Source organism: Ancylobacter tetraedralis, assembly GCF_014195655.1.
GTDB lineage: Bacteria > Pseudomonadota > Alphaproteobacteria > Rhizobiales > Xanthobacteraceae > Ancylobacter > Ancylobacter tetraedralis.
The window spans coordinates 77,229-102,710 of the sequence record NZ_JACICD010000008.1 but is presented as its reverse complement, the minus strand read 5'-3'; the positions used below and the strand labels follow the sequence as shown (position 1 = coordinate 102,710).

Genomic DNA, 25,482 nt, shown 5'->3' with positions numbered 1-25,482 from the left:
GGAGAGGTCAGCCGCGTCGGATCGACAGCTGCTTGTAATGGAACGACCCCAGCTGGCCGTCCTTGGGGTAGCGGCCGATGCTGATCCGGTTGCCCTGATTGCCGCCCAGGATGCGCAGGGAGCTCGCGTCGGCGTCGAGATAGAAGCCGACATGGCCGCTGCCGGGCTCGGCGCCGCCGCCGGTGCGCGAAAACACCACTATATCGCCCTCCATCGGCGCTGCGGTGACGTCGCGTCCCCACCCTGTGTCGTGCCAGTAGCGGGCGGCGGCACTGTCCGTGCCATGCATGCCGGCCTGCTCGACGCAGTAATTGACGAAGGACGAGCACCACGCCGTCTCGTCGCTCCGGAAGCGGCCCGTCGTGGTGGCGTGATACATCAGGATTCGGGGATGGGCCTGCGGCCCCGGAATTTCCGCGACATTCTGCGCCAGTTCCGCACGGGCCACGTCGATCGGACGACGGATGGTCGCGCCGGCGGGCAGGGGCACGCTGGCCGGCAACCCGCCAGACACCGCCGCAAGGAAGCGCGCGAACATGTGCCCGTCCGCCAGGCCGTCGCCGTCGAGATCGACCTTGATCCAGTCACCGTCGACGCCGAGCCCGCGCACCAGCGTGTCGGCGGGTAGCGAGGCGAAGCTGCGGAAGCTCTCGCCCGGCCCCGCCCGCAGGTTGAGCCCGGAGCGGGCGGCGACGCGGAACAGGGCGGCCGCGCCGACGCCGCGCGGCGTGTCGAGCGGGGCGGCGGCGCCGAACTGGCCAAAGCCGCCGAGGGCCGGATTGGCGATGTTGCCGTCATAGCCGAAGCCGCCGATCGGGGACTGCCTGTCGAGCGCGTTCTGGAACAGCGACCACTCGCCCGCCTCCAGCGCGCGGCGCGTGCCGGACCAGCCGGTCGCCCCGGCCAGCCAGACATGCGCGATATGACCGAGCGCCTTCAGGTGTCCTGTCACCGTTCCCGAGCCATAGGCGCCGACCTGATAGTTCGGGCCGAGGGCCGCGCCGGCATTGCGGAAGTAATCGGCGATACGGCCGAGGTCGGCGGGTGCGGTATAGTCATGATCGACCGCGAAATAGACGGCCGATCCGTGCGGCTGCCCCAAAGCGGTGGCGAGTTCGAGCGCCCGCCGGCCGTCGCGCGTGCCATTGGCAGCGCTGAGGTCGCCGATACTGCCGCCCGCCCCGCCGCGTTGCTGGAACACCACGGCGACCGAGACCCCGGCGGCATGCAGCGCCGCGAGCTCGCCGGCTGACAGGCATTTGCTGGGAAAGGTCGAGCTGTTGCTGTTGGTGTAATAGCGGATCACTGTCTTGACGCCGCTATCGGCCAGGCGCCGTGCGAAAGGCGCGACATTCTGCGGCACGTCGATGATCTCATGCATGGGAGCCCCCGCTCAGCAGAAAAGCGAGGTCACGCTAGGATATGCAACCTTAAATAGCAAACTTTCTTATAGATCGCCTTGGTTGATTCTTGGCCGGCAAAAACCCGGCGCCGCGTGAGCGCCGGGTTGCAAGGGGATGCGGCCTTGGAGGTGGTCGTCTTGGAGGTGGTCGTCTTGGTGGGGTCGCCTTGGCGCGGGAGGGGAGACCCCCTCACATCACCGCGTCGATGGTCCGGCCGATCTTCTCCACCAGTTCGCCGACCTGCGCCTCGCTGATGATGAGCGGGGGGCTTACCGCGATGGTGTCGCCGGTGACGCGGAACATCAGTCCCTCCTCGTGGAAGGCGTGCTCCATCGCCTCGTAGCCGCGCTTGCCGGGGCCCTCGGCCTTGGGGGCCATGTCGAAGGCGGCGACCAGGCCGACGGTGCGGATGTCGAGCACGCCGGGCTTGCCCTTCAGGCTCATCGCCGCGTCGGCGAAGGTCGGCTCCAGTGCCTTGGCGCGCTCGAACAGGCCCTCGTCGCGATAGACGTCCAGCGTGGCGATCGCGGCGGCGCAGGCCAGCGGGTGCCCGGAATAGGTGTAGCCATGGAACAGCTCGATCACGTGGTCCGGGCCGTTCATGAACGTGTCGTAGATCCCCTTGCGCGCGATCACGCCACCCATCGGCACGGCGCCCGAGGTGACGCCCTTGGCGAAGGTGATCATGTCCGGGATGACGCCGTAGCGCTCGGCGGCGAAGGGGGTGCCGAGGCGCCCGAAGCCGGTGATGACCTCGTCGAAGATCAGCAGGATGCCGTATTTGTCGCAGATCTCGCGCAGCCGCTTGAGATAGCCCTTGGGCGCGGGCAGGCCGCCGGTGGAGCCGGCCATCGGTTCGACGATGACGGCGGCGATGGTCTGCGCATCGTGCAGCGCGACCAGGTTCTCCAGCGCGTCGGCGCGCTCGGCGCCCCATTCCGGCTCGCCCTTGGAGAAGGCCTGCTTCTCGCGGTCATAGGTATGCGGCAGGTGGTCGACGCCGGGCAGCAGGCTGCCGAAGAAGCGGCGGTTCGGCGAGATGCCGCCGACCGAGATGCCGCCGAAGCCGACGCCGTGATAGCCGCGTTCGCGGCCGATGAGGCGGGTGCGGGTGCCCTGGCCGCGCACCGCATGGTAGGCGAGCGCGATCTTCAGCGCGGTGTCGCCGGCCTCCGAGCCGGAATTGCAGAAGAACACATGGTCGAGATCGCCCGGTGCCAGCTCGGCAATGCGCGAGGCGGCGCGGAAGGCGAGGGGGTGGCCGAACTGGAAGGTCGGCGCGAAGTCCATTTCGGCCGCCTGGCGCTGGATCGCCTCGACGATGGGCTGGCGGTTATGGCCGGCATTGGCGCACCACAGGCCCGCCGAACCGTCGAGGATCGGGCGCCCCTCGGGCGTGAAATAGTGCATGTCCTTGGCGCGCGAGACCATGCGCGGGCGGCGCTTGAACGCCCGGTTGGCGGTGAAGCCCATCCAGAACGCCTCGAGGTCGTTCGGGCTGGCGGCGGCGCTGGCATCGATATCATAGGCGACAGACATGGGTGAGCTCCGGTGCAGGTGGCCCCTCGGCAGGGCCACTCTCGTCGTCATGCTTGCTTTCGGTCATGTATAATGCGTGGGCAGTGGCGGCCTCACGAGAAATAATGATGATGTGATCACTTTCCCTTCTGCCATGGCCGGCGCCCGCGCGATGCGCCTTGACCCTAAGGGCATGCGCGGCCATCAACTCGCCGCAAGCCGTGCTAGAGTCACCTAGCGTCACTGCTTTGCCCAGAAGTGTCCTCATCCTCGGGCCAAGGCAGGATCATGGGATTTCGCGAGTGTCCGACAGCGCATCAGCCGATCTGACGGAAGCCGGGCTCGTGCCGCCGGAGGGAACGTCGGAGGATGCCCGTGCCGATTCCGCGCGCCGGGCCCTGGCGCGCGTGCTGGAATCGGAAGAGCTTCGCTCATCCCCGCAACTGTCCAATATCCTGCGCTTCATCGTCGAGGCGACGCTGGAGGGGCGCCGCGAGGCGATCAAGGGCTATACGATCGCCGTTGAGGCGCTGGGGCGCGACGCCTCGTTCGATCCGCAGGCCGATCCCATCGTGCGCGTGGAAGCGACACGGCTGCGACGGGCGCTGGAGCGCTATTATGCCGGTGCCGGGGCGGCCGACGAAATCGAGATCGCCGTGCCGCGCGGCTCCTATGTGCCGCAATTCGTTCCCCGCCGGTTGGGCGAGCCCGCCAGCGAGGCGCCGGTGCCCGAGGCCACGATACCGGAGGCCGCTGGAACAATCGTGCTGCCGGAAAGGCCTGTCCGCCGGCGGCTGCGCCTCGGCCGGGTGACGATGATTGCCGCGCTCGCCCTCCTCCTGCTCATGGTGGTGGCCAGCGTGACGGTCGAGGTGATGGATCCCGGCGGCTTGCGGGCGCTGGTGGCCGGGGCGATGCTGAAGCCGCTGGACCGCTCCAACCGCCTCGGCATACCCATGGTCGAGGTGCGCACCTTCGATTCGACCGGCGGCACGCCGCTGCCGCCCAGCGAGGTGACGGGGGCGGCGCATGCGGTGACGGCGGGCGATTTCGCGGCGCGGGCGATCGAAGTGCGCATCCGCGACGCGTTGGCCCGCTTCGACCTGCTGGACGTGTTGGCGAGTCCCGATGCGCGGCCGGCGCTGCATTGCGGCGCGGAAGGCGTCTCGCCCGATTCGGCCTTCGCCCTTGCCGGGCTGGTGGAGAACCATGACGATGGCAGCCTCTCGCTGCTGCTGCGCCTCTCCGACCTGTGCGACGGCACCATCGTCTGGTCGCACGAGTTCGACGATATCCGCCGCGGCGGCGATACCGGCATCGCCGAGGCCTCGCTGGTGCGCGACATCATGGCCGCCATCGCGGAGCCCTACGGCATCATCCAGGCCCGCGCCCGCGCCCGCGTCATCGCGGCGGGCGGGCCGGGCAAGGCCGGGCCCTATGGCTGCGCGCTGATGGCCTATTCCTACTGGCGATCCTACCTACCGGCCGATCATGAGCGGGCGCATCGCTGCCTTGAGCAGGCGGTGGCGGCGGATGGCTCCTTCGCGCTCGGCTACGCGTTGCTGGCGGAGCTGAGCCTCGACGAGGTGCGCAACGGCGTCAGCCCGCAGGCCGCGACACCGGCCCTGAACCGGGCGCTGGCCGCCGCCGAACAGGCGGTCGAACTGGCGCCGACCAGCGCCTATGCGCGGCGGGCGCTGATGGACGTGCGTTTCTTTCGGGGCGAGCGTGGCGCAGCGATTTCCGCCGGCGAGACCGCGCTGTCGCTCAACCCCTACGATATCGATGTGCTGGCCGACGTGGGCGGGCGCCTCATCGTGCTGGGCGAGCTGGAGCGTGGCGAGGCGATGCTGGCCAGCGCCGCGCAGGCCGTGCCGGGCATGCCGCCTTCGGTCGATTATCATCGCGTCATTGCCGCCTATCTGCGCGGCGATGCGCGGGCCGCTTCGACAGCGGCCGACCAACTGATGGGCGATGGCTATGCGCCGGGCCTTCTCGCGCGCGCGCTCGCCGATCAACTGGCCGGCGAAACCGAGGCCGCGCGTGCCGATTTGCGCAAGCTGATCGAGACGGCGCCGGCCTGGGGCAGCGAGCCGGACATGATGATCGCCCGTTTCTTCCCCAATCCGGACGTGGCCCGCCGCGTGCGCGCCGATCTCGTCCAGCTCGGCCTGCCGTTGCCGAAATCCTCCGCCTCAGCCAATTGAGCGGCGGGGCCCGGCGCTCCCCAGATTGTCCCGGCTTGGCGAAAGGTCGCGTGGCGCGGTGGGGCCGAAGCGGCTAAGAGCGTTCCAACCGGGAGCGTTCGACTTGGAGCGTTCCCTCTTCGGGCGTTCCATCCTTCGTTTCCAACCGGGACAGTCTCATGTCGGACAGCTACGATCTCGCCATTGTCGGTGCGGGCGTCGTCGGGCTCGGGCACGCCATCGCCGCGCATCGCCGTGGCCTCAAGGTGGTGGTGATCGACCGTGATGCTCAGGCGAACGGCGCGTCCGTGCGCAATTTCGGCTTCGTCACCGTCACCGGCCAGCAGCGGGGCGAATGCTGGCGGCGGGCAGTGCGCTCGCGCGACATCTGGGCGGAGGTCGCCCCGCAGGCGGGTATCGAGGTCATTCATCGCGGCCTGCTCGTGGCCGTGCGCCGGCCCGAGGCGCTGCCCGTGCTGGAAGCCTTCCGGGCGACCGAAATGGGCGAGGGCTGCGAACTGCTGACGGCGGACGAGGCGCGCGACCGGCTGCCGGCGCTGAATGGCGAGCTCTCCGGCGCGCTGTGGAGCCCGCACGACATGCGCGTGGAGTCGCGCCAGGCGATCCCGAAGCTTGCCGCGTGGCTGGCGTCGAACGGCGTCGCCTTCCGGCGCGAGAGCGCGGTGACGGCGGTGGAGCCGGGTCGGGTCGTCACCTCGGGCGGCATGGTGAGCGCCGCCCGCATCGTGGTGGCGCCGGGCGATGATTTCCACACGCTGTTCGAGGATCGCTTCAAGCTCTACGGCGTTACCCGCTGCAAGCTGCACATGCTGCGCGTCAGCGATCCCGCGGCGGGGCGGCTGCCCGGCTCGGTCATGACCGACCTCTCGCTCGCGCGCTATCTCGGCTATGCCGAACTGCCGCAGGCCGAGCCGCTCCGGCGCCGGCTCGAAACCGAGCAGGCCGAGCACCTCGCCCATGGCGTTCATCTCATCGTCGTGCAGTCGGCCGACGGTTCGCTGGTCGTCGGCGACAGTCACCATTATGGCGCGACGCCCGATCCGTTCGCGCCGGAATTCGTCGACGAGCTGATCCTCGACGAATATGCCGCGCTGTTCGGCCGCCGGCCGCCGGTGGTCGAGCGCTGGCTCGGCACCTATGCCTCGGCCGCCGACCGGCTGGCCTTCATCGACCGGCCGCACGAGGCGATCCGGCTGGTGGTGGTGACCAGCGGCACCGGCGCCTCCACCGGCTTCGCTATCGCCGAAGAGGCGATCGCGGAACTGTTCGACTGAACCACACAGGGGAGATGGACATGGCTGAGGCTTCGACGCTCAAGGCGCTCATTCTCGACTGGGCCGGCACGGCCGTCGATTTCGGCTCGCGCGCGCCCATGGGCGCCTTCGTGGAGGCCTTCGGGCAGGTCGGCGTCACGATCTCGATCCCCGAGGCGCGCGGGCCGATGGGCCTGCCCAAGCGCGACCATGTGGCGGCGCTGCTGCACAGCCCGGACATCGCCGCGCGCTGGCAGGCCGCCCATGGCGCCGCGCCGACCGAGGCCGATGTCGACCGCGTCCTCGCCATTTTCGAGCCGCTGAATGTCGAGGTCATCCCGCGCCACGCCGATCTCATCCCCGGCCTTCTCGACGTGGTGGCGGAAGCGCGGCGGCGGGGCATGAAGATCGGTTCCACCACAGGCTATACGCGCCCGATCCTGGAGGTGCTGGCGCCGCTGGCGGCCAGCGCCGGCTATGCGCCGGACAATGTGGTATGCGCGGGCGATCTCGCCGCCGGGCGGCCGAGCCCTCTCATGATGTACCGCACCTTCGCCGATATCGGCGTGTGGCCGCCGGCGGCCTGCGTGAAGCTGGACGACACCGAGCCGGGCATCGCCGAGGGGCTGGCGGCCGGCACCTGGACGGTGGGCCTCGCGCTTTCCGGCAATGCGGCGGGCCTGTCCAAGGCCGAGCTCGACCAGCTGGCGCCCGATGACCGCGCGGCGCTGCGGGCCCGCGCGTCCGCCACGCTGTTCGCGGCGGGCGCGCATTTCGTCATCGACACGGTGGCGGACCTGCTTCCGGTGCTGGACGCCATCGAGGCCAGGCTGGCGGCGGGGCTGCGGCCCTGAGGGATTCCCATCGGCTTTGACGCGCCCGCCGTCTCCTTGACGGTGGGGCCGCCCCTTCGGATGTGAGCGCCTCACACCGCTGGGGAAGGAGTGGTCGCGCAAGACTTGTAACGAGCAAAAATACAACTTAAGGTAAAATGAAGCGTCGATCTGCATCCTTGGGTCGTTCGGGGGCATGCAATGGTGTTACCTCCTCAACCGCCTTGGAGCAGGCCTGCGAGCGAGGCGCGCCAGGTCATCATCGCCGGCGTGGCGGCCTTTATCAGCATCGGCCTCGTGCTCATCGTGACGATGCTGATGGCCTTTATCGAATATCAGGGGCGGCTGGCGAGCTTTCAGCCCAACATCCAGTCGCGCGAGATTACCGAGCAGGCCGAAATGCTCGACCAACTCGACGCGACGGTGATACGATACAAGGAGTTGCGCGCGCAGTTCGATGCGGCGTGGCGCAGCTTGCTCGACGCGCAGACGCAGAGGTTCGGCCGCACAGATCGCGTGTGCTCGCGCTATGAGGGCGCCCTGCAGGAGGAGTGTTGGATCTTCCTGCGCAGCGTGCCGTTCGATGGGGCCCTCGACATCGCGTCGGCGTCGGTGAACGATGGGTTGTCCAGGACGTCGCACTCGCGCCCGCCCTCCAGCGGATCGCCCAATTCCCCCGGCTTTGCCGCCACCGTTCTCCGGAATTTCGTCAACCACATGGAGCATGCGGCCAATCGTTCGGCCGCTGACGGGCCGGCCCGCGCCGGGTTCGGCCGGCCCGGCGGCGACCAGGCCTATATCGGGCTTTTCTCCGACGATATCGTCCAGATCGCCCGACTCAATCATCGTCTCATTACCGAACTGATGCAGAAGCAAGACGCCGCGCGGGTGCAGGCAACGTCCCTCTGCGCGCAAGCCGCGATACTCGCCTCGCTTATCAAGGACAGCCGGGCCAGCGATCTCGACTGCGGGGCCCTGAGTGAGACGGCGATCCCGTCATCGGTATCGCAAGCGCCGCCCATGGTGGGCGCGGGAGCTCCCCCGGCCGCCACGCCGCCCCCGGCGACACCGGTCAACGCCACGCTTCCTCCGGCGACACCGCCTCAAGGAACACCACCTCCGGGAACACCGGTTGATGCGCAGCGGCCGAGCCAAGGCGCTGTGGGGGCGGTTTCATCGTCAGCGGTCAACGCCAATCCGGACCGAATGACCGATCAGCATCGCTTCGATCTGGTCAATCAACTGCGCAACTACAACTACATCAGCGGCGGTGTGGCCCGCTTTCTCCTGCTGAGCCCGCCCGATTATCTCGCGGCGTGGCTGCTGGTGTTCGGCGGCGCCATGGGCGCGATGCTGAAGATCCTGTTCTGGCACATCATGCCGGCCCGCACGATCAAATGGTCCGATCTGTTCATCGAGCCGGCGCAGGGCATGGTCTGCGCGGTGCTTCTGTTCATCCTGTTCCGCTCGGGCCTGATGGTGATCGCCGGCGCCGGGCCTTCGTCCGAGACCTCCACGCTCAGCCCGTTCTTCGTGGCCTTTGTCGCGATCGGGGCGGGGCTGATGTCGGATCAGGTCATCCTCGCCGCCAGCCGTGCCGCCGGCAGTCTGATCGGCGGGGCCTCCATCCGGCAGACGCCGCGCTGGGCCGTGGGCCTTGCCGCGCGGCTGGAGCCCAATGCCGAGGGAATGGCGGTGCATGACCTCGCCAGCCGTCTCGTGGTGAGCGACGATCGCGTGGCCGCGTGGAGCGCGCTCCGGAGCCCGGTCGAGGGCGAATACCAGGACAAGATCGCGCTTGTGCTGGGCGTGCCGCCGCATCTTCTGTTCACCGATCTCAACCCGCGAGTGGCGGAGCGCGAAGTTCCGCCCGCGCCGTCGTCCGGCGTCGCGCCGCAGGGGGCCGGCTGACGGATCGCGGTGACGGCGCGCGCCGCCGCGGCCGCGTCAGGGCACAATCTGCCCGGGAACCGGCCCGAAGGACATCTGGCAGTAGCAGGGCATGCCGACCGGTGCCGCGCCAGTGATGAAGCACAGGCCGGCCTGGCTGGCGCAGCGGCTTCCCATCATCGGCGGGCGCGGGGCGCCATAGCCGGCATTCGGCCCTCCATAGCTGGGCGGCGCGACCATCTGCGGCGCCTGCGGCCAAGGCTGGGGCGAGGGGTAAAACTGCGCCGAGGAGGTGTGCGTGCCGCCGAGGAGGGCGATCCCGGTGGCGAATATCAGGCCCGCCGGCAAGCGGACCCGGCGAGCGGTCGATCGATGGCCCTGTGGCAGCATGAGATATCTCCAACCTATGATTGAAAATATCATCAGATACAATCTTTGAGGAGTGGTTGCGGCGGGAAACTTGCCCCCGTCCCCTCCCTCCTCTAAACCCGCGCCGTATCTTGTGAAGGACGGCGCGACATGGCCAAGGACAAGCCCTCGAAACTCAAGGCCCGCAAGCCGCAGGCGCATCTGCCGCGCGGCTTCGCCGATCGCGGGCCGGCCGAGCTGGGCGGCACGCGCGCGATGCTGGAAACCATCCGCAAGGTCTATGAGCTCTATGGCTTCGAGGCGCTGGAAACCCCGTTCATCGAATATACCGAGGCGCTGGGAAAATTCCTGCCCGACCAGGATCGGCCGAACGAGGGCGTGTTCTCCTTCCAGGACGATGACGGGCAGTGGCTTTCGCTGCGCTACGACCTGACCGCCCCGCTCGCCCGCCATGTCGCGGAGAATTTCGACAAGCTGCCCAAGCCCTTCCGCTCCTACCGCGCGGGCTGGGTGTTCCGCAACGAGAAGCCCGGCCCCGGCCGCTTCCGCCAGTTCATGCAGTTCGACGCCGACACGGTGGGCGCCCCCAGCGTCGCGGCCGATGCCGAGATCTGCATGATGGCGGCGGATACGCTGGAAGCGCTCGGCATCCAGCGCGGCGACTATGTGATCAAGGTCAACAACCGCAAGGTGCTGGATGGCGTGCTGGAGGCCATCGGCTTAGGGGGCGAGGACAATGCCGGCCGCCGGCTCACCGTGCTGCGGGCCATCGACAAGTTCGACAAGGTGGGCATCGCCGGTGTCCGCGACCTGTTGGGCGAGGGCCGCTGGGAGAACCCGGAGGCCAAGAGCGGGGATTTCACCAAGGGCGCGGGGCTGGATGAGGAAGGGATCGGCCTTGTCTGCCGGTTTATAAACGCTCTTCCCTTCATCCGCGAAGTGTTGGCGTCGTTCGAAGACGCGAACAAACGGAAGGCCTCAGGTGAGCCGGCAGAATATCATGGCTATGTCATCGCGGATGGAGTTCGCGTTGACATAAGGCCAGATCAGAAATTCGACCTGTTCGACGCGTTGCAATTGCTCTTCGGCGGCCGCAGTGACACGGCCAAAGCGGGAATTGAAGAGCTTAAGGAGATTGCGGCCTTGGTGGATGCCGCGAATTATGCCGACCGCATCCTCATCGACCCCTCCGTCGTCCGCGGCCTTGAATATTACACCGGCCCGGTCTTCGAGGCCGAGCTCACCTTCGAGGTGAAGGACGAAAAAGGCCGTCCCGTCCGCTTCGGCTCGGTGGGTGGCGGCGGGCGCTATGATGGCTTGGTCGGGCGTTTCCGCTCGGAGCCGGTGCCGGCCACCGGTTTCTCCATCGGCGTCTCGCGCCTCGCCTCGGCGCTGTCCTATCTGAATACCGCCGATGCAAAGCCGGCTTATGGTCCAGTCGTCGTGGTGGTGATGGATCGCGACGAGACCGCCCATTACATGGGGCTGGTCGCGAAGCTTCGCAAAGAAGGCATCCGCGCCGAGATGTATCTCGGCAACCCGAAGAATCTCGGCAACCAGTTCAAATATGCCGACCGCCGCAACTCGCCGTGCGTGGTCATCCAGGGCTCGGACGAGCGCGCCGCCGGCACCGTGCAGATCAAGGACCTGATCGAGGGCGCCAAGGCCGCCGCGGCCATCGCGGACAATGCCGAGTGGCGCGAGAGCCGCCCGGCTCAGTTCGCCTGCGCGGAAGCCGAGCTTGTCGCCAAGGTGCGCGAGGTGCTCGACCATCACGGCGTGCCGCATGGCGCGGCGCTGGCCTGAACGGGCCCGGCCGGCGTGTCTCCGCCGGCCGTCTTCCGTGCCCCCGTGCGCTATCCCACGATGTGCTTGACGAGGGCGATCCAGATCGGCGCCGCCACGGCGAAGCCGAGCACCGAGACGATGAGCGTGGACGAGGCGGGCGACACATAGGTCTGGAAACGGCCGGCGATGACGATGCCGGAGAAGGCCGGCGGCAGGGCGGCGAGCAGAACCACCTCTTCCACCTTCTCGGGCGCGATGCCGAGCCACAGCGCGACCGCCAGCATGGTCGCGGGCATCAGGATGATCTTCACCACCGCGTTCCACACCACTTCCAGGTCCAGCTCGAACCTGTGCGCCGACAGCACCAGCCCCGCCGCGAAAACGGCGACGCCGGACGTGGCGTGACCGATCAGCGCCAGCGGCGCCTGCACGATCTCCGGCGCGCGGAAGCCGCAGATGACCAGCAGCACCGCCGCCAGCGGGGCGAGCACCACCGGCTCCTTCACCGCGTGCAGGATGGCGGCGGCCGGTCTCGTGCCGGCGGGGGCGACGAAGAACATGCCGAGCGGCACCAGCACCACATTCACCACCAGCGCCATGATGGCCACGCTGAGCGCCGCCGTGCCGCCGAACAGCGGCATCAGCACCGCCATGCCGAGGAAGCCAACGGTCGGCGCGCCCGCGCTCAGCCCGGCAATGCCGGCCTCCCGCCGATCGTGGCCGAACACGACCTTCGCCACCACGAAGGCCAGGATATACCAGCCGAGCAGCACGCACACCGCGGCCGTGAGCGTGCGCGTGTCGGAAAACAGCGTGTCGCGCGAGGAATTCGCGATGGAGGAAAACAGCAGCGCGGGCAGGCAGTAATTCAGCACGAGCTGGTTAAAGCCGCCGGCCTGGTCCTGGGTGAATTTCGTCTGCTTTCCCGCGAGATAACCCAGCGCCAAGACGAAGAAGATTGAAACGATGTCCTGTATGATGGCGTGCATGACGATATCCGAACGCTAGGTCGCGCGCCCATCTAGGCGCTTCATTTCTGGGATACAAAATAAAAAGTCTCACGCGGTCAAGCGCCATTGGGCGGCCTCTTGCCGGCTTGCCCGGCGGCGAGGGCCCCGGCGCCCCGATGCCGGGAAACCATGTCGCCGCCCCCGCATGGACCCGGCCCGCCCCCTTTGCTAGAAGCGCCCTGCCTGTACGGCGCCCCCGTTCCGCAGACCGGACCCGAGACCCATGATCGCCGACATCAGCCACGCCGAGGAATTGCTGGCGCTCTATGCGCGCGCCGGCTTCTCGCGCGTCGAGCCGCCGGTACTGCAGCCCGCCGACGCGTTTCTCGACCTCTCGGGCGAGGAAATGCGGCGCACCATGTTCATCACCACCAGCCCGCAAGGCCATGAACTGTGCCTGCGGCCGGACCTGACGCTGCCGGTGTGCCGGCAATATCTGAGCGAGGGCGCCGCCCAGCCGCGCGACTTCGCCTATCTCGGCCCGGTGTTCCGCTCCGACGTGCCGGCGGGCGAATTGCTGCAGGCCGGCGTGGAATCGCTCGGCCGCACGGATCGCGAGGCGGCCGATGCCGAGCTGCTCGCGCTCGGCCTGGAGACGGCGACGCTGTGGGGCGTGATCGACCCGACCATCCGGCTCGGCGATGCCGGGCTGTTCGCCGCGCTGCTCGATGCGCTGGATCTGCCGCCCGGCTGGCGGCGGCGCCTGATCAAGGATTTCGCCCGCTCCGGCGATCTCGGGGCCGATCTGGCCGCGCTGAAGCGGCCCGATGGCGGCGGCGTCGCCTCGCATGCCGGCGTGCTATCGGCGCTGGCGGGTTCCGACCCGGCGGCGGCGCGCGCGCTGGTGACCGACCTGCTCTCCATCGCCGGCATCTCGACGGTGGGCGGGCGCACCGTGTCCGAGATTGCCGAGCGTTTTCTCGAACAGGCGGCCCCCGGCGATGCCGAAGGGCTGGCGCCGGAAAAAATCGCCGTGCTGGAGCGTTATCTCGCGGTACAGGGCCACCCGGACGCCGCCGCGACCGCGCTGCGCGCGCTGGCGCAGGATGCGGGGATCGATCTGTCGGCGGCGCTCGATGCCTTTGACAGCCGCACCAATTTCATCGTCGCGCAGGGCATCGAGGCGGAGCGTCTGAGCTTCGCCACCGCCTTCGGCCGTCCGCTCGACTATTACAGCGGCATGGTATTCGAGCTGCACGAGAACGGCCGGGGCGATGCCCGTGATTGTGCGCCGCTGGTCGCCGGCGGGCGCTATGACGGGCTGCTGGCCCGGCTCGGCGCGGCCGAGCCGATCCCCGCCGTGGGGTTCGCGGTCTGGCTCGACCGGCTCGACGCGGTGGAGGCCCGCCTATGAACACGCCGCTCATCGTCGCCGTGCCCTCCAAGGGGCGGCTGCAGGAAAATGCCGGTGCCTTCTTCGGCCGCGCCGGCATGAACCTTACCCAGTCGCGCGGCGCGCGCGACTATCGCGGCACGCTGACCGGCGTCGAAGGGGTGGAGATCGCCTATCTCTCGGCCTCCGAGATTGCCAGCCAGCTCGCCGCCGGCGCCGTGCATCTGGGCGTCACCGGCGAGGACCTGGTGCGCGAGAGCATCCCGGACGCCGATGCCAAGGTGCTGCTGGTGGAAGGGCTGGGCTTTGGCCACGCCAATGTGGTGGTGGCGGTGCCGCAGGCCTGGATCGACGTGCGCACCATGCGCGACCTCGACGACGTGGCGACGCATTTCCACGCCACGCGCGGCCGGCGCGTGCGGGTGGCGACCAAATATCTCAACCTGACGCGGGGCTTCTTCGCCCGCCACGGCATCGTCGACTACCGCATCGTCGAAAGCTTGGGGGCCACCGAGGGCACGCCGGCGGCCGGCACGGCGGAGCTGATCGTCGACATCACCACTACCGGCTCCACGCTGGCGGCCAATGCGCTGAAAGTGGTGGAGGACGGGGTGATCCTGCGCTCGGAAGCCAATCTCGTCGCCTCGCTCAACGCCGACTGGAACCCGGGCGCGCGGGCGGCGGCGCGGGCGCTGCTCGATCGCGTGACCTCGGCCAAGCTCGCCGCCACCATGCGCGAGGTGAAGACGCGGTTTGTCGCCTGCGACGGCGCCGTGGTGGAGGAGGCGGTGCGCCGCTTCCGGGCCTCCGCGCCGTTCGGGGCGCCGACCTCCTCGGGCATGGTCACGCTGCATTGCCCGCCGGACACGCTGCACGCGCTGGCCGTGTTCCTGCGCGAGAAGGGGGCGGCCACCGTCTCGGTCGGCCCGCTCGACTATGTGTTCGCGGCGTCGAACCCGCTCTACGCGAAGCTGGAAGAGAAGATCGGGTAGGGCTTCGCCCTGCAATCCTGTCGTCATCCCGGAACGGCGACCGGCTCGACCAAGCCCGTGTGTAGAGCTTCGCCTTGCAATTCAGTCTTCATCCCGGACGGCCCCAGGCCGATCCGGGATCGTTTGCCAACCTTGATGACGATCCCGGCTCTGCGCTTCGCTGGGCCGGGATGACGGCTGGCGGTTTCCCGGCCCAGCGGAGGCGAAGCCGAAGCGCCGAGCCGGGATCCAGCGCACGATTCGGCCGAAGGCACTTTCGAATCTGCTGACGTTATTCAGCCGCTTCGCGCAGTTCTGCGCTGGGTCCCGGATCGGCGCCGTGCTGCGCACGGCTTGTCCGGGAAACGGCGTCAGCCCCGCGCGGACTGCGTCTCGGCGCCGATCTGCGCGTCAGCGGCGTCGGCGGCGGCTGGCAGAGCCTCGGCGAAGGCGGCGGCTTCGCCCATGGCATGGCCGAACAGGATGAGGCACGGGCCCGAGGCGCCGGCCGCCACCGCTTGCTCCAGCGCTGCCGCCAGCGTCGCCACGGTGGCCGGCACCTGCCGCTCGTCCGGACGGGTGGCGGAGAACACCGCGATGGCGGGCGTCGCGGGGTCGAGCCCGGCCGCCATCGCCTTGGCCGCCAGCTCGGTCCATGTGCGCTGGGGCATATAGACCACGGTCGTGGCGGCGGGATCCGCCAGCGCGGTCCAGTCGAGATCGCGCGGCAGCTTGCCGTCGCGGGCATGGGCAGTGATGAATTGCAGCCGGCGGGCGTGATCGCGGTGGGTCAGCGAGACGGCGAGCCGGCTTGAGGCACCCTGCGCGGCGCTGATGCCCGGCACCACCTCCACCGGAATGCCGGCCTCCCGCGCGGCGGAGATCTCCTCGCCCGCGCGACCGAACATCATGGGATCGCCGCCCTTGAGGCGCACCACGCGCTTGCCCTGCCGGGCCAGCGCGACCATCAGCGCATTGATGTCGTCCTGCTTGCAGGAGGGGCGATAGCCGGTCTTGCCGACCAGCATCTTGCGCGCCTCGCGGCGGGCCACATCCAGCACGGCGGGGGCGACGAGGTCGTCATAGAGCACGACATCGGCCGATTGCAGCACGCGCACCGCCTTCAGCGTGAGCAGTTCCGGATCGCCCGGCCCGGCGCCGACCAGCGCCACCGAGCCGCGCGGGGCATCCGCGCGCTCGCTCTGCGCCCGCGCCAGCAATTCCTCGCGCAGGGCAGGGGAGGGCTCGGCCTCGGGCGTCTCCAGCGCGCAGGCGGTGAAGCGCTCCCAGAAGCGGCGGCGGCCCGGATAGGACAGCGCCAGCGCGGAAACGGCCGGGCGCCAGCTGCGCGCGGCCTCGGCCCAGCGCTTGAATCCCTGCGGCAGCACCGCCTCGATCTTGGCGCGCACCGCCTGGCCGAAAACCGGGGCGGCGCCGTCGGTCGAAATGCCGACCACGAGAGGCGAGCGATTGACGATGGCGCCGAAGGCGAAGTCGCAGAAGGCTGGCTTGTCCACCACGTTGACCGGCACGCCGGCCGTCCGGGCGGCGGCGGCGAAGCGTTCGCCTTCCGCATCGTCCTCGATGGCGCCGATGGCCAGCGCTGCGCCGGCAAGGTCACCCTCCTGCCAGTCGCGGCCGATCAGCCGCACCACGCCGCCCGGCGGATGCTCCTTGAGGGCTATGAGGTCCTCGCAGGGGGCCGGGGAATAGACCTCGACCATGGCTCCTGCCGCAGAGAGCAGCTCCGCCTTCCAGCTCGCCGCTTCCGAGCCGCCGGCCAGCACCACCCGGCGACCGTCGAGCGCGAAGAACACCGGCAGGCGGGCCAGCGGCGCCATGCGCGAGCCGGCCGGGCTCGCCTTGCGCGGCGAAGGGGAGAGGGAGGAGGCGGCGTCGTCGCTCATGGGGCGGGGCGGATCCGGGTGCGTGGGCTGGATGAACCGGCGTGCCTTATCACACGAAATCCGCGTCCATTGAAGTCAATAAACGGCGATCGTGCGGAATTAGGCTCCGCGCGCTGTTCGGAGCGCGTCGCCGTCCGCTTCAGTGCGACTTTTCCGACAGGCGGTCGGTCCAGGCCAGCACGACGCCGGACAGCACGAACACGACATGGATGATGACCAGCCACATGAGCTGCTTCTCGTCGACGCCGCGATCGAGATTCATGAAGGCCTTCAGCAGGGCGATGGCGGAAATGGCGACGATGGAGGCCAGCAGCTTCTGCTTGAGGCCGGCAAAGTCGACCTTGGTCATCCATTCCGGCCAGTCGGAATGGCCGGTGGCGTCGATCTTCGAGACGAAATTCTCGTAGCCGGAAAAGATGACGATGATGACGAGGCTGCCGGTGAAGGCGAGGTCGATCAGCGACAGGATGCCGAGGATCGTATCGCTCTCGTCGAATTGCGGGGAGTGGGTGACGAAGTGGAACAATTCGGCGCCGAATTTGAACAGCAGCACCAGCAGGGCGATGACCAGCCCGATATAGAACGGCGCCATAATCCAGCGGCTGATGAAGATGAAGCGTTCGATGAGCCTTTCCATGCGCCGTGACCCCGTCCTTCCCTTCGCATTTCGCGAGTGCGAGATGGGTGCCACGCCCGCGCGGCCGCTTCAATAGGCAAGACAGGACCGCGCGGCCGCAGGACAGGACGGCCCGGGTGAAGCCGGAGGCTGGCGCGAGGCCGGTGGCGATCCGCTAGTTTGGCACGACCTTCTGGTAGGTGTTCTTGAAATTGTCCTGAATCACGATCGCCTTGCCATGGGCGACCATCATCAGGTCGGTGTCCGGCGTGCGCGTGGTGTAGCTCCAGCCGGCGGGCAGCTTCAGGCGCGGGCCGAGCGTGGCCAGATCGTCATAGGTCAGCGCGGGATCGACGATTTGCGCATAGGACTGCATCACATAGACCGCGCCGTCGGGTGCCGTCAGCTGGAATACCGGCTTGCCGGCATCGAACTGGTAGCTGGTGTCGCGGTCGATGGTCTGCTCGGTGAAGGCGGGTTCGGTGGCCTGACGGATGGAGAGCGAGACCTCCGCCCGCTTGGCCATGGCGATGCCGCCGATGCTGATCACCTCGCCGGCCTTGGTGGCATCGAAGGCGGCGATCTTGTCCATGAGGAAGAAGCGTGGGCCGTTCATGACGATCTTGAACACGTCGAACTGCCGGCGCAGATCGCCCTCCGTGATCGCCTTCCACTTGTCGGCTGGACAGTCGTCGAAGCCGAGCGTGTTGTAGACTACGGCCTTGAGCCCCTCCGTGGTGAGGCTGATCGGCAGGATCTCGCAATAGCGCGCGTTGCGGATGACGGACGGCACTTTCGCCGCCGGCGCCGGGGGTGTCTCCTGCGCACCGGCCGGCGCGGCGAGAAACAGGCTGGCGCCGCCCAGAAGCGTGACGGCGCGGATCGCGAGGCGGGAGATGTTCACGGAAGACCCTCAGCGCAGGTGGATGCGGCGGCACACTACGACCGAGTTCATCCACGGCGGAAGGCGCAAAGCGGATGCGGTCAAAATTCGTCGCGTGGCTGTCCAGCCCTCCTGAGGAGCGCGGGCGCGGTGGTGGCGGGGCCTCCATCCGCGCCCGCCGTCATCAGGCGGCGACGCCGGTGCCGATCGGGCAGGAGACGCCGGTGCCGCCCAGCCCGCAATAACCGCTCGGGTTCTTGGCGAGATATTGCTGGTGGTAGTCCTCGGCGAAGTAGAAGACCGGGGCGTCGACGATCTCGGTGGTGATCGGCGGGAAGCCCTTGGCCTTCAGCGCCGCCTCGAAGGCCGCCTTGGTGCGCTCCGCCGGCGCGCGCTGCTCCGGGGCGGTGAGGTAGATGCCGGAACGATAGGTGGTGCCGACATCATTGCCCTGGCGCATGCCCTGCGTCGGGTCGTGGCTTTCCCAGAACAGCTTCAGCAGTTCCTCGTAGGAGACCTTGGCGGGGTCGTAGACCACCAGCACCGCTTCGGCATGGCCGGTCAGCCCGGTGCAGGTTTCCTCATAGGTCGGGTTCGGCGTGATGCCGTTGATGTAGCCAACCGCGGTCGACCACACGCCCGGCGTCTGCCAGAACTTGCGCTCGGCGCCCCAGAAGCAGCCCAGCGCGAAGATCGCGGTCCGGAAGCCGTCGGGATAGGGGCCCTTCAGGGCGTGGCCGTTGACGAAATGGCGCAGGGCGGTGGGCAGCGGCTGGGCGCGGCCGGGCAGCGCCGTGGCGGCGGTGGGCAGGTCGAGACCCTTTTTCAGAAAGAACATGGCAAGCCCTCTTTCGGATCGCCTTGCCGGCGATCGGCTCGTTCGGATGGCCCCAATGTAATCATTGCCGGGCCGCGCCGCGAGGGCACTGGCGGGAGGCGTACGCGCGATCACGCCCTTGCGTTGCAGACCTTGCGTTCCAGACCTCGCGTTCCAGCCTTTGCGTTCAGTGCGCCGGTCGGCGCCAGCCGAGCGCCAGCAGCGCCGCGCCGATCACGCCCAGCACGAGGAAAAGCGGGGCCTGCAGCAGCGGTGGGGCGAGAAGGTCCCACATGCGCGGCGACAGCGTCTCGGAAATGAAGGCCTGCACGTGATTGAGGCTCGCCTCGCTGGTGACGAGCCAGGCGACGCCGAGCGGGGTCATGACGACCTGCGATGCCGCGATGGAGCGCACGCCGTCCAGCACCAGCGCCACGAAGCCGCCTGCCAGCACCCACATGCCGGTGAAACGCAACAGGAAACGGATCATGCGCCGGCCTTGTCCCTCGGTGAGGTGCCCCGGCGCCGAAGGGGGCGGCGCCGCTCCCCTCTTAGACGCCATCGCCGAACCCCCGCAAGGGTTGCCGGGGGCATCCGTGTCGAACGGACGGGGCACTGCCGCGCCGATTTGTGCGGCGCGGCATTCGGTCGCCCACCTCGCGGGTCCGTGAAGACCCTTAGCCTTGATGTGCATCAACGCCTCACCGCTTCCGCAAGGCGAATGGTCGATCCGGAGAAATGGAGTCGTTCCAGATCCAAGGCGATCGGCTGGATCGCGAATGATCGGGACGTGGAGGGTCGCATGACTGAGCTAAACAGCTCCGCCGGGCAGGGGATCAGCGGTTCGGGCGCCACCGAGCCGGGTGTCGATCAGTCCGGCCGGAAAAAGATGACGTTTGGCGAGGGCGGTCTCGCCTTCGTCTTTGGCGTCTTGGCGCTTGCCTGCATCACGGTGGCCGCCAAGGCGCAGGACAGCGCCTATGCCTTCCACGCCTATCTCTCGGCTTTCGCGAGCCTGGCGACGGTGTTCGTCATTCTCAACCGCTATATCGACCGGCCGGCGCAATTGCCCGCGCTCGAGATCGACGGCAAGCCGAACTACAATTTCGGCCCGGTGAAGTTCGCGACCCTCGCGGCGGTGTTCTGGGGCATTGCCGGCTTCCTGATCGGCGTCATTATCGCCTTCCAGCTCGCCTTCCCGGTGCTGAACTTCGACCTGCCCTGGACCGCCTTCGGCCGGCTGCGGCCCCTGCACACCTCGGCGGTGATCTTCGCCTTTGGCGGCAACGTGCTGCTGGGCACCTCGTTCTATGTGGTGCAGCGCACCTCGCGGGCGCGACTGGTCGGCTATCTCGCGCCGTGGTTCGTGGTGCTCGGCTACAATTTCTTCATCGTCATCGCCGGCACGGGCTATCTGCTCGGCATTACCCAGGGCAAGGAATATGCCGAGCCCGAATGGTATGCCGACCTGTGGCTGACCGTGGTTTGGGTGACGTATCTGCTGGTGTTCCTCGGCACGCTGTGGCGCCGCAAGGAACCGCACATCTATGTCGCGAACTGGTTCTACCTCGCCTTCATCGTCACCATCGCCATGCTGCATCTGGGCAACAATGCCAGCGTGCCGATCTCGGTGTTCTCGCCGAAGTCCTACATCGTCTGGTCGGGCGTGCAGGATGCGATGGTGCAGTGGTGGTACGGCCATAACGCGGTCGGCTTCTTCCTGACCGCCGGCTTCCTCGCCATCATGTATTACTTCATCCCCAAGCGGGCCGACCGGCCGGTCTATTCCTACCGGCTGTCGATCATCCACTTCTGGGCTCTGATCTTCCTCTATATCTGGGCCGGTCCGCACCACCTGCACTACACCGCGCTGCCGGATTGGGCGCAGACGCTGGGCATGACCTTCTCGATCATGCTGTGGATGCCCTCCTGGGGCGGCATGATCAACGGCCTGATGACGCTGTCGGGCGCGTGGGACAAGCTGCGGACCGACCCGGTGCTGCGCATGATGGTGGTTTCGGTCGCCTTCTACGGCATGTCGACCTTCGAGGGGCCGATGATGTCGGTGAAGTCGGTGAACTCGCTCTCGCACTACACCGACTGGACCATCGGCCACGTGCATTCCGGCGCGCTGGGCTGGGTCGCCTACATCTCCTTCGGCGCCATCTACTGCCTGGTGCCCTGGCTCTGGCAGAAGCGCGAGCTGTATTCGCTGCGCCTCGTCAACTGGCACTTCTGGATCTCGACCATCGGCATCGTCTTCTACATCTCGTCGATGTGGGTGGCGGGCATCCTGCAGGGCCTGATGTGGCGCGCCTACACCTCGCTCGGCTTCCTCGAATACTCGTTCATCGAGACCGTCGAGGCGATGCACCCCTTCTACATCATCCGCGCGCTGGGCGGCGTGCTGTTCCTGATCGGCGGGCTGATCATGGCCTTCAACGTCTACATGACCATCCGCCAGCCGGGCACGGTCGCGGCCGATACCGGCGCACGCACCCCGTCCCTCGTGCCGGCTGAGTGAGGACACGACAATGGCGGACTCAACCGCGACCAACCCCGCGCCCCACAAGCCCTTGCCCCACAAGCCCTCGCTCTGGGCCCGGCACGCCTTCTTCGAGAAGAACTCGATCTGGCTGCTGATCGGCATCCTGATCGTGGTCGCCATCGGCGGGCTCGTGGAGATCGTGCCGCTCTTCTATCTGAAGAGCACCATCGAGCAGGTCTCCGGCGTGCGTCCCTGGACGCCGCTGGAACTGGCCGGCCGCAACATCTATGTCCGCGAGGGCTGCTATAACTGCCACTCGCAGATGATCCGCCCGCTGCGCGACGAGGTCGAGCGCTACGGCCACTACTCGCTGGCGGCCGAGAGCATGTATGACCGGCCGTTCCAGTGGGGCTCCAAGCGCACCGGGCCGGACCTGTCGCGCGTCGGCAACAAGTATTCCGACGAGTGGCAGCGCCAGCACCTCGCCGATCCGCGCTCGGTGGTGCCGGGCTCGATCATGCCGGGCTATCCGTTCCTCGCCCACACGCCGCTGCGCTACGAGAATATCGGCGAGGACCTCGCGACCAACGCGCTGCTGGGCGTGCCCTATTCGCCGGACATGGTGGCCGGTGCCATCGCGGACCTGCGCCTGCAGGCAACGCCCGACGGCGATGCCGGCGAGTTGCAGAAGCGCTATCCCGGCGCGCAGGTGCGCGACTTCGACGGCAATCCCAAGGTCATTTCGGAAGCGGATGCGCTGATCGCCTATCTCCAGACGCTCGGCACCATGGTCGACTTCAAGCTCTACGACGACAAGGCGAACATACGCTGAGGGACATGAGATGAACGAGACCTATCGCGCCGTCGCCGAGTTCGCCCAGACCTGGGGGCTCATCTACTTCGTCGGGCTCTTCGTCTGCGTGCTGATCTATGCGCTGTCCCCCAGCCGCAAGCGCCAGTTCGAAGATGCCGCCCGTATGCCTCTGAGCGAGGACTGAACATCATGGCCGACATTCCCGCGCCCGATGCGCACAAGCACGAGGTCGACGCCGTCACCGGCGTCGCGACGACCGGCCACGAGTGGGACGGCATTCGCGAGCTGAACAATCCGCTGCCGCGCTGGTGGCTGTGGACCTTCTATGCCTGCATCGTCTGGGCGGTGATCTACTGGGTCGTCTATCCCGCCTGGCCGCTGGTCTCCGGATACACGGCGGGCGCGCTCGGCTGGAAATCGCGCGATGCGGTGCAGGTGCAACTGGCGGACCTGCGCGCCCAGCGCGCCGTGTTCGCCGACAAGCTGGCGGCCGCCTCGCTCGAACAGATCGAGAGCACGCCCGAACTGCTCTCCTTCGCCCGGGCGCAGGGCCGGGCCGCCTTCGGCGACAATTGCGCGCCCTGTCACGGCGCCGGTGCCGCCGGATCGAAGGGCTATCCGAACCTGAACGATGACGACTGGATGTGGGGCGGCTCGCTGGAGCAGATCCAGCAGACCATCCTGCATGGCATCCGCTCGACCGATCCCGACGCGCATGTCGGCGACATGCTCGCCTTTGGCCGCGACGGCATTCTGCAGCGGCCCGACATCGTCGCCGTGGCCGACTATGTGCGCTCGCTGTCCAACCTGCCGGCGCCGCCCGAGGCCAAGGCCGACCTCGCCAAGGGCCAGGAGGTGTTCGAGGCCAATTGCGCCGCCTGCCACGGAGCGGACGCCAAGGGCAACCAGGAACTGGGCGCGCCGAACCTGACCGACGGCATCTGGCTCTACGGCTCGGACCGCGCCAGCGTGATCGCCACCATCACCAATGGCCGTGGCGGCATCATGCCGGCCTGGGCCGGGCGGCTCGACGCCGGCACCGTCAAGGCGCTGACCGTCTATGTCCACTCGCTGGGCGGGGGGAAGTAGGTCCCTGAAATCCTCTCCCCATCGGGGAGAGGTGGCCCGCGACGCGGGTCGGTGAGGGGAGACCGCCGATCCAAGGGGCCCCTCACCCCAATCCTCTCCTCATCTGGGAGAGGGAGCCGGAACACGGGGAGCGGCTGAAGCCCCTGCGGTCGCGCGTCCAATGCGGCAGCACGTCCCAGCGACGTGCCGCCGCATAAGCATTTTTCCGCCCGGCAAGGCCCGGATCGAAGCCGTAGTTTCGATTCTCTACAACGAGCGCACTCCCGGGACCGGGTGACGGGGACCGACATGAACATAGCGACCAAGGTGCAGCCCGCCGCGGGCGGAGACGATGACCGCCCGCTCTACGAGGCGCGCCGGAAGATCTATCCGATCGCGGTGCATGGCACGTTCCGCCGCATCAAATGGACGCTGCTGGTCATCACCCTCGGCATCTACTACTTGCTGCCCTTCGTGCGCTGGGACCGGGGCCCGAACGCGCCCTCGCAAGCGGTGCTGGTCGATCTCGCCAATGGCCGGTTCTACTTCTTCTTCATCGAGATCTGGCCGCAGGAGATCTATTACCTCACCGGTCTGCTCATTCTTGCCGCGCTGACGCTGTTCCTCATGAACGCGGTCGCCGGGCGGCTGTGGTGCGGCTATCTCTGCCCGCAGACGGTGTGGACCGACCTGTTCCAGGCCATCGAGCGCATGGTCGAGGGCGATCCGCGCGAGCGCCGCGAGAAGCTGAAGCACGCCTCCCGGGCGCAACGCGCTTTCGAGGCCGCCGCCAAGCACACGCTCTGGCTGATGATCGCGTGGTGGACCGGCGGCGCCTGGGTGCTCTATTTCGCCGACGCGCCGACCCTCGCCATGGATCTGCTCAAGGGTCAGGCGCCGCTCGTCGCCTATCTCTGGATCGGCATCCTCACCTTCACCACCTATGTACTCGCCGGCCACATGCGCGAGCAGGTGTGCACCTATATGTGCCCCTGGCCGCGCATCCAGGCAGCGCTCACCGATGAGTACGCCTACAACGTCACCTATCGCTATGATCGCGGCGAGCCGCGCGGCTCGCTGAAGAAGACCGAGGCGCTCAAGCTCCAGGGGCTGCCGGCCGGCGATTGCGTGGATTGCCGCCAATGCGTGGCGGCCTGCCCGACCGGGGTCGACATCCGTCTCGGCAGCCAGCTCTCCTGCGTGCAGTGCGGCCTGTGCATCGATGCCTGTGACAGCGTGATGAACAAGGTCGGCCGGCCGACCGGGCTGATCGCCTACGACACCGAGACGAATATCGATCGCCGCCTCAAGGGCCTGCCGCCGGTGCACAAATTCGTCCGCCCGCGGACCGTGCTCTATGTCGCGCTCATCCTCGTCATCGGCGGCATCATGGTCGCGACGCTGGCGACGCGGGGCTCGGAAGGCGTCGCCGTCATCCATGACCGCAACCCGCTCTTCGTCCAGCTCTCGGACGGCTCGATCCGCAATGCCTATACTGTGCGCCTCGTCAACAAGCAGCCGCTGCCACGCCGCTTCGCTATCGCCGTCGAGGGCGTGCCGGAGGCGCAGGTCGAGGTGGCGGGTGCCGTGAGCACGGTGGAGGACGGCCGTCCCGTGGTCGAGGTCGGCCCGGACCAGACCTATGAGCTGCGCGTGCTGGTTTCCACCCACGCGAAGCTGCCCGCGAGCGCCTCGCTGCCCGTGACCTTCCACATCACCGACGTGGCCGGCGGCGAGACCAGTGCGGCGCCCGACCACTTCAAAGGCCCCTGACCGGAGGGACACCCCCCATGGCCGCCCCGCTTTCCGCCGCCCCGCTTTCCATCCCGCGCGTGAAGGAGCGTCCCGGCCGCCCGCTGACCGGTCGCGCGGTGCTGCTCTACATCGTCGCCTTTTTCGGCGTCGTCTTCGGCGTGAATTTCTTCATGGCCCGCATGGCGATGTCGACCTTTGGCGGGGTGGAGACCGACAGTTCCTATCAGGCCGGCCTCACCTACACGAAGGAGAACGCGGCGGCGGCGGCGCAGGATTCGCTCCGCTGGAAGGTCGATGCGCATATCGAACCGGGCCGGCTCGACATCGCCGCGCGCGATGCCGACGGGCGCCCGCTGACCGGCGTGACGCTGAGCGCGGCGCTGCATCACCCGACCGACCGGCGCTTCGACGTGACGCTCGATCCCGTTTCGCTGGCGGCGGGCCAGTGGCGGGCGACCGATCAGGTCGTGGCCGGCCAGTGGGAACTGGTGCTTGAGATCAGCCGCGACGGCGAGCGCCTGTTCCGCTCGACCAACCGCGTCGTCGTCCGCTAGGCGCC

At 68.1% G+C, this 25,482-nt stretch carries 22 protein-coding genes; 13 read left to right on the top strand and 9 right to left on the bottom strand.

Annotation, left to right across the window (positions count from 1 at the left end; all coding sequences use genetic code 11):
* Positions 1-7: 7 nt before the first annotated feature.
* Together FHS55_RS18670 and aptA are read right to left on the bottom strand one after the other, a co-directional pair.
* On the bottom strand, positions 8-1,381 hold the full coding sequence (locus tag FHS55_RS18670; RefSeq protein ID WP_183191304.1) for a TIGR02594 family protein: 1,374 nt from the start codon (positions 1,379-1,381) through the stop codon (positions 8-10).
* 211 nt (positions 1,382-1,592) lie between these two features.
* On the bottom strand, positions 1,593-2,942 hold the full coding sequence (gene aptA / locus FHS55_RS18665) for an omega-aminotransferase AptA (RefSeq protein ID WP_183191303.1): 1,350 nt from the start codon (positions 2,940-2,942) through the stop codon (positions 1,593-1,595).
* 281 nt (positions 2,943-3,223) lie between these two features.
* Here aptA and FHS55_RS18660 point away from each other — a divergent pair, with 281 nt between their 5' ends.
* The 4 genes from FHS55_RS18660 to FHS55_RS18645 all read left to right on the top strand — a co-directional run bounded on the left by FHS55_RS18660 (position 3,224) and on the right by FHS55_RS18645 (position 9,125).
* The gene (locus tag FHS55_RS18660; RefSeq protein WP_343056273.1) at positions 3,224-5,128 is read left to right on the top strand and encodes a tetratricopeptide repeat protein; all 1,905 of its coding nucleotides are present in this window, start codon (positions 3,224-3,226) and stop codon (positions 5,126-5,128) included.
* A gap of 158 nt (positions 5,129-5,286) precedes the next feature.
* Entirely contained in the window at positions 5,287-6,402 is a 1,116-nt protein-coding gene (locus tag FHS55_RS18655; RefSeq protein WP_183191302.1) for a TIGR03364 family FAD-dependent oxidoreductase, read from the top strand.
* Positions 6,403-6,416: 14 nt separating this feature from the next.
* Complete coding sequence (gene phnX / locus FHS55_RS18650; protein ID WP_425485833.1) at positions 6,417-7,235, top strand: phosphonoacetaldehyde hydrolase; 819 nt, start codon at positions 6,417-6,419, stop codon at positions 7,233-7,235.
* A 249-nt stretch (positions 7,236-7,484) separates the two neighbouring features.
* Entirely contained in the window at positions 7,485-9,125 is a 1,641-nt protein-coding gene (locus tag FHS55_RS18645) for a hypothetical protein (RefSeq protein ID WP_183191300.1), read from the top strand.
* Between the two features lie 36 nt (positions 9,126-9,161).
* On the opposite strand, the gene FHS55_RS18640 is transcribed toward FHS55_RS18645, so the two are convergent.
* Positions 9,162-9,494 (bottom strand): hypothetical protein, encoded by a 333-nt coding sequence (locus FHS55_RS18640; protein WP_183191299.1) that lies wholly within the window; start codon positions 9,492-9,494, stop codon positions 9,162-9,164.
* Between the two features lie 129 nt (positions 9,495-9,623).
* Between FHS55_RS18640 and hisS the strand changes: the two genes are divergently transcribed.
* The gene (gene hisS, locus FHS55_RS18635; RefSeq protein WP_183191298.1) at positions 9,624-11,279 is read left to right on the top strand and encodes a histidine--tRNA ligase; all 1,656 of its coding nucleotides are present in this window, start codon (positions 9,624-9,626) and stop codon (positions 11,277-11,279) included.
* Positions 11,280-11,329: 50 nt separating this feature from the next.
* Here the strand turns inward: hisS and FHS55_RS18630 are convergent, their stop codons facing one another.
* Positions 11,330-12,250: an AEC family transporter gene (locus tag FHS55_RS18630; RefSeq protein WP_183191297.1), complete on the bottom strand. Its 921-nt coding sequence runs from the start codon at positions 12,248-12,250 to the stop codon at positions 11,330-11,332.
* 244 nt (positions 12,251-12,494) lie between these two features.
* Here FHS55_RS18630 and FHS55_RS18625 point away from each other — a divergent pair, with 244 nt between their 5' ends.
* Positions 12,495-13,625 (top strand): ATP phosphoribosyltransferase regulatory subunit, encoded by a 1,131-nt coding sequence (locus FHS55_RS18625; protein ID WP_183191296.1) that lies wholly within the window; start codon positions 12,495-12,497, stop codon positions 13,623-13,625.
* The gene (gene hisG / locus FHS55_RS18620; RefSeq protein ID WP_183191295.1) at positions 13,622-14,596 is read left to right on the top strand and encodes an ATP phosphoribosyltransferase; all 975 of its coding nucleotides are present in this window, start codon (positions 13,622-13,624) and stop codon (positions 14,594-14,596) included. Before FHS55_RS18625 ends, hisG begins: the two co-directional genes overlap by 4 nt.
* A gap of 350 nt (positions 14,597-14,946) precedes the next feature.
* Here hisG and cysG read toward each other — a convergent pair whose 3' ends face one another.
* The 5 genes from cysG to FHS55_RS18595 all read right to left on the bottom strand — a co-directional run bounded on the left by cysG (position 14,947) and on the right by FHS55_RS18595 (position 19,288).
* Positions 14,947-16,482, bottom strand: coding sequence for a siroheme synthase CysG (gene cysG, locus FHS55_RS18615; protein ID WP_183191294.1), 1,536 nt, complete (start codon positions 16,480-16,482; stop codon positions 14,947-14,949).
* Between the two features lie 139 nt (positions 16,483-16,621).
* Positions 16,622-17,119 carry a TIGR00645 family protein gene (locus tag FHS55_RS18610; RefSeq protein WP_183191293.1) on the bottom strand — a complete coding sequence of 166 codons (498 nt, stop codon included), beginning with the start codon at positions 17,117-17,119 and terminating at the stop codon, positions 16,622-16,624.
* Positions 17,120-17,273: 154 nt separating this feature from the next.
* A complete protein-coding gene (locus tag FHS55_RS18605; RefSeq protein WP_183191292.1) occupies positions 17,274-18,002 on the bottom strand; it encodes a hypothetical protein in 729 nt (242 codons plus the stop codon).
* A gap of 163 nt (positions 18,003-18,165) precedes the next feature.
* Complete coding sequence (gene msrA / locus FHS55_RS18600) at positions 18,166-18,819, bottom strand: peptide-methionine (S)-S-oxide reductase MsrA (protein ID WP_183191291.1); 654 nt, start codon at positions 18,817-18,819, stop codon at positions 18,166-18,168.
* A gap of 166 nt (positions 18,820-18,985) precedes the next feature.
* Positions 18,986-19,288, bottom strand: coding sequence for a hypothetical protein (locus FHS55_RS18595; protein ID WP_183191290.1), 303 nt, complete (start codon positions 19,286-19,288; stop codon positions 18,986-18,988).
* A 399-nt stretch (positions 19,289-19,687) separates the two neighbouring features.
* Between FHS55_RS18595 and ccoN the strand changes: the two genes are divergently transcribed.
* The 6 genes from ccoN to FHS55_RS18565 all read left to right on the top strand — a co-directional run bounded on the left by ccoN (position 19,688) and on the right by FHS55_RS18565 (position 25,477).
* A complete protein-coding gene (ccoN, locus tag FHS55_RS18590; protein ID WP_183191381.1) occupies positions 19,688-21,322 on the top strand; it encodes a cytochrome-c oxidase, cbb3-type subunit I in 1,635 nt (544 codons plus the stop codon).
* Positions 21,323-21,332: 10 nt separating this feature from the next.
* Positions 21,333-22,118, top strand: coding sequence for a cytochrome-c oxidase, cbb3-type subunit II (gene ccoO, locus FHS55_RS18585; protein WP_183191289.1), 786 nt, complete (start codon positions 21,333-21,335; stop codon positions 22,116-22,118).
* A gap of 10 nt (positions 22,119-22,128) precedes the next feature.
* A complete protein-coding gene (locus tag FHS55_RS18580; RefSeq protein WP_183191288.1) occupies positions 22,129-22,284 on the top strand; it encodes a cbb3-type cytochrome c oxidase subunit 3 in 156 nt (51 codons plus the stop codon).
* Between the two features lie 5 nt (positions 22,285-22,289).
* Complete coding sequence (ccoP, locus tag FHS55_RS18575; RefSeq protein ID WP_183191287.1) at positions 22,290-23,189, top strand: cytochrome-c oxidase, cbb3-type subunit III; 900 nt, start codon at positions 22,290-22,292, stop codon at positions 23,187-23,189.
* A gap of 288 nt (positions 23,190-23,477) precedes the next feature.
* The gene (ccoG, locus tag FHS55_RS18570; protein ID WP_183191286.1) at positions 23,478-24,941 is read left to right on the top strand and encodes a cytochrome c oxidase accessory protein CcoG; all 1,464 of its coding nucleotides are present in this window, start codon (positions 23,478-23,480) and stop codon (positions 24,939-24,941) included.
* A gap of 17 nt (positions 24,942-24,958) precedes the next feature.
* On the top strand, positions 24,959-25,477 hold the full coding sequence (locus tag FHS55_RS18565; RefSeq protein WP_183191285.1) for a FixH family protein: 519 nt from the start codon (positions 24,959-24,961) through the stop codon (positions 25,475-25,477).
* The last annotated feature ends 5 nt before the right edge of the window (positions 25,478-25,482 follow it).

Bases quoted from the DNA above. Each gene is read 5' to 3' on its own strand.
- FHS55_RS18670 (WP_183191304.1), bottom strand. From the start codon at position 1,381: ATGCATGAGATCATCGACGTGCCGCAGAATGTCGCGCCTTTCGCACGG.
- aptA (WP_183191303.1), bottom strand. From the start codon at position 2,942: ATGTCTGTCGCCTATGATATCGATGCCAGCGCCGCCGCCAGCCCGAAC.
- FHS55_RS18655 (WP_183191302.1), top strand. From the start codon at position 5,287: ATGTCGGACAGCTACGATCTCGCCATTGTCGGTGCGGGCGTCGTCGGG.
- phnX (WP_425485833.1), top strand. From the start codon at position 6,417: ATGGACATGGCTGAGGCTTCGACGCTCAAGGCGCTCATTCTCGACTGG.
- FHS55_RS18640 (WP_183191299.1), bottom strand. From the start codon at position 9,494: ATGCTGCCACAGGGCCATCGATCGACCGCTCGCCGGGTCCGCTTGCCG.
- hisS (WP_183191298.1), top strand. From the start codon at position 9,624: ATGGCCAAGGACAAGCCCTCGAAACTCAAGGCCCGCAAGCCGCAGGCG.
- FHS55_RS18630 (WP_183191297.1), bottom strand. From the start codon at position 12,250: ATGCACGCCATCATACAGGACATCGTTTCAATCTTCTTCGTCTTGGCG.
- FHS55_RS18625 (WP_183191296.1), top strand. From the start codon at position 12,495: ATGATCGCCGACATCAGCCACGCCGAGGAATTGCTGGCGCTCTATGCG.
- hisG (WP_183191295.1), top strand. From the start codon at position 13,622: ATGAACACGCCGCTCATCGTCGCCGTGCCCTCCAAGGGGCGGCTGCAG.
- cysG (WP_183191294.1), bottom strand. From the start codon at position 16,482: ATGAGCGACGACGCCGCCTCCTCCCTCTCCCCTTCGCCGCGCAAGGCG.
- FHS55_RS18610 (WP_183191293.1), bottom strand. From the start codon at position 17,119: ATGGAAAGGCTCATCGAACGCTTCATCTTCATCAGCCGCTGGATTATG.
- msrA (WP_183191291.1), bottom strand. From the start codon at position 18,819: ATGTTCTTTCTGAAAAAGGGTCTCGACCTGCCCACCGCCGCCACGGCG.
- FHS55_RS18595 (WP_183191290.1), bottom strand. From the start codon at position 19,288: ATGATCCGTTTCCTGTTGCGTTTCACCGGCATGTGGGTGCTGGCAGGC.
- ccoN (WP_183191381.1), top strand. From the start codon at position 19,688: ATGACGTTTGGCGAGGGCGGTCTCGCCTTCGTCTTTGGCGTCTTGGCG.
- ccoO (WP_183191289.1), top strand. From the start codon at position 21,333: ATGGCGGACTCAACCGCGACCAACCCCGCGCCCCACAAGCCCTTGCCC.
- FHS55_RS18580 (WP_183191288.1), top strand. From the start codon at position 22,129: ATGAACGAGACCTATCGCGCCGTCGCCGAGTTCGCCCAGACCTGGGGG.
- ccoP (WP_183191287.1), top strand. From the start codon at position 22,290: ATGGCCGACATTCCCGCGCCCGATGCGCACAAGCACGAGGTCGACGCC.
- ccoG (WP_183191286.1), top strand. From the start codon at position 23,478: ATGAACATAGCGACCAAGGTGCAGCCCGCCGCGGGCGGAGACGATGAC.
- FHS55_RS18565 (WP_183191285.1), top strand. From the start codon at position 24,959: ATGGCCGCCCCGCTTTCCGCCGCCCCGCTTTCCATCCCGCGCGTGAAG.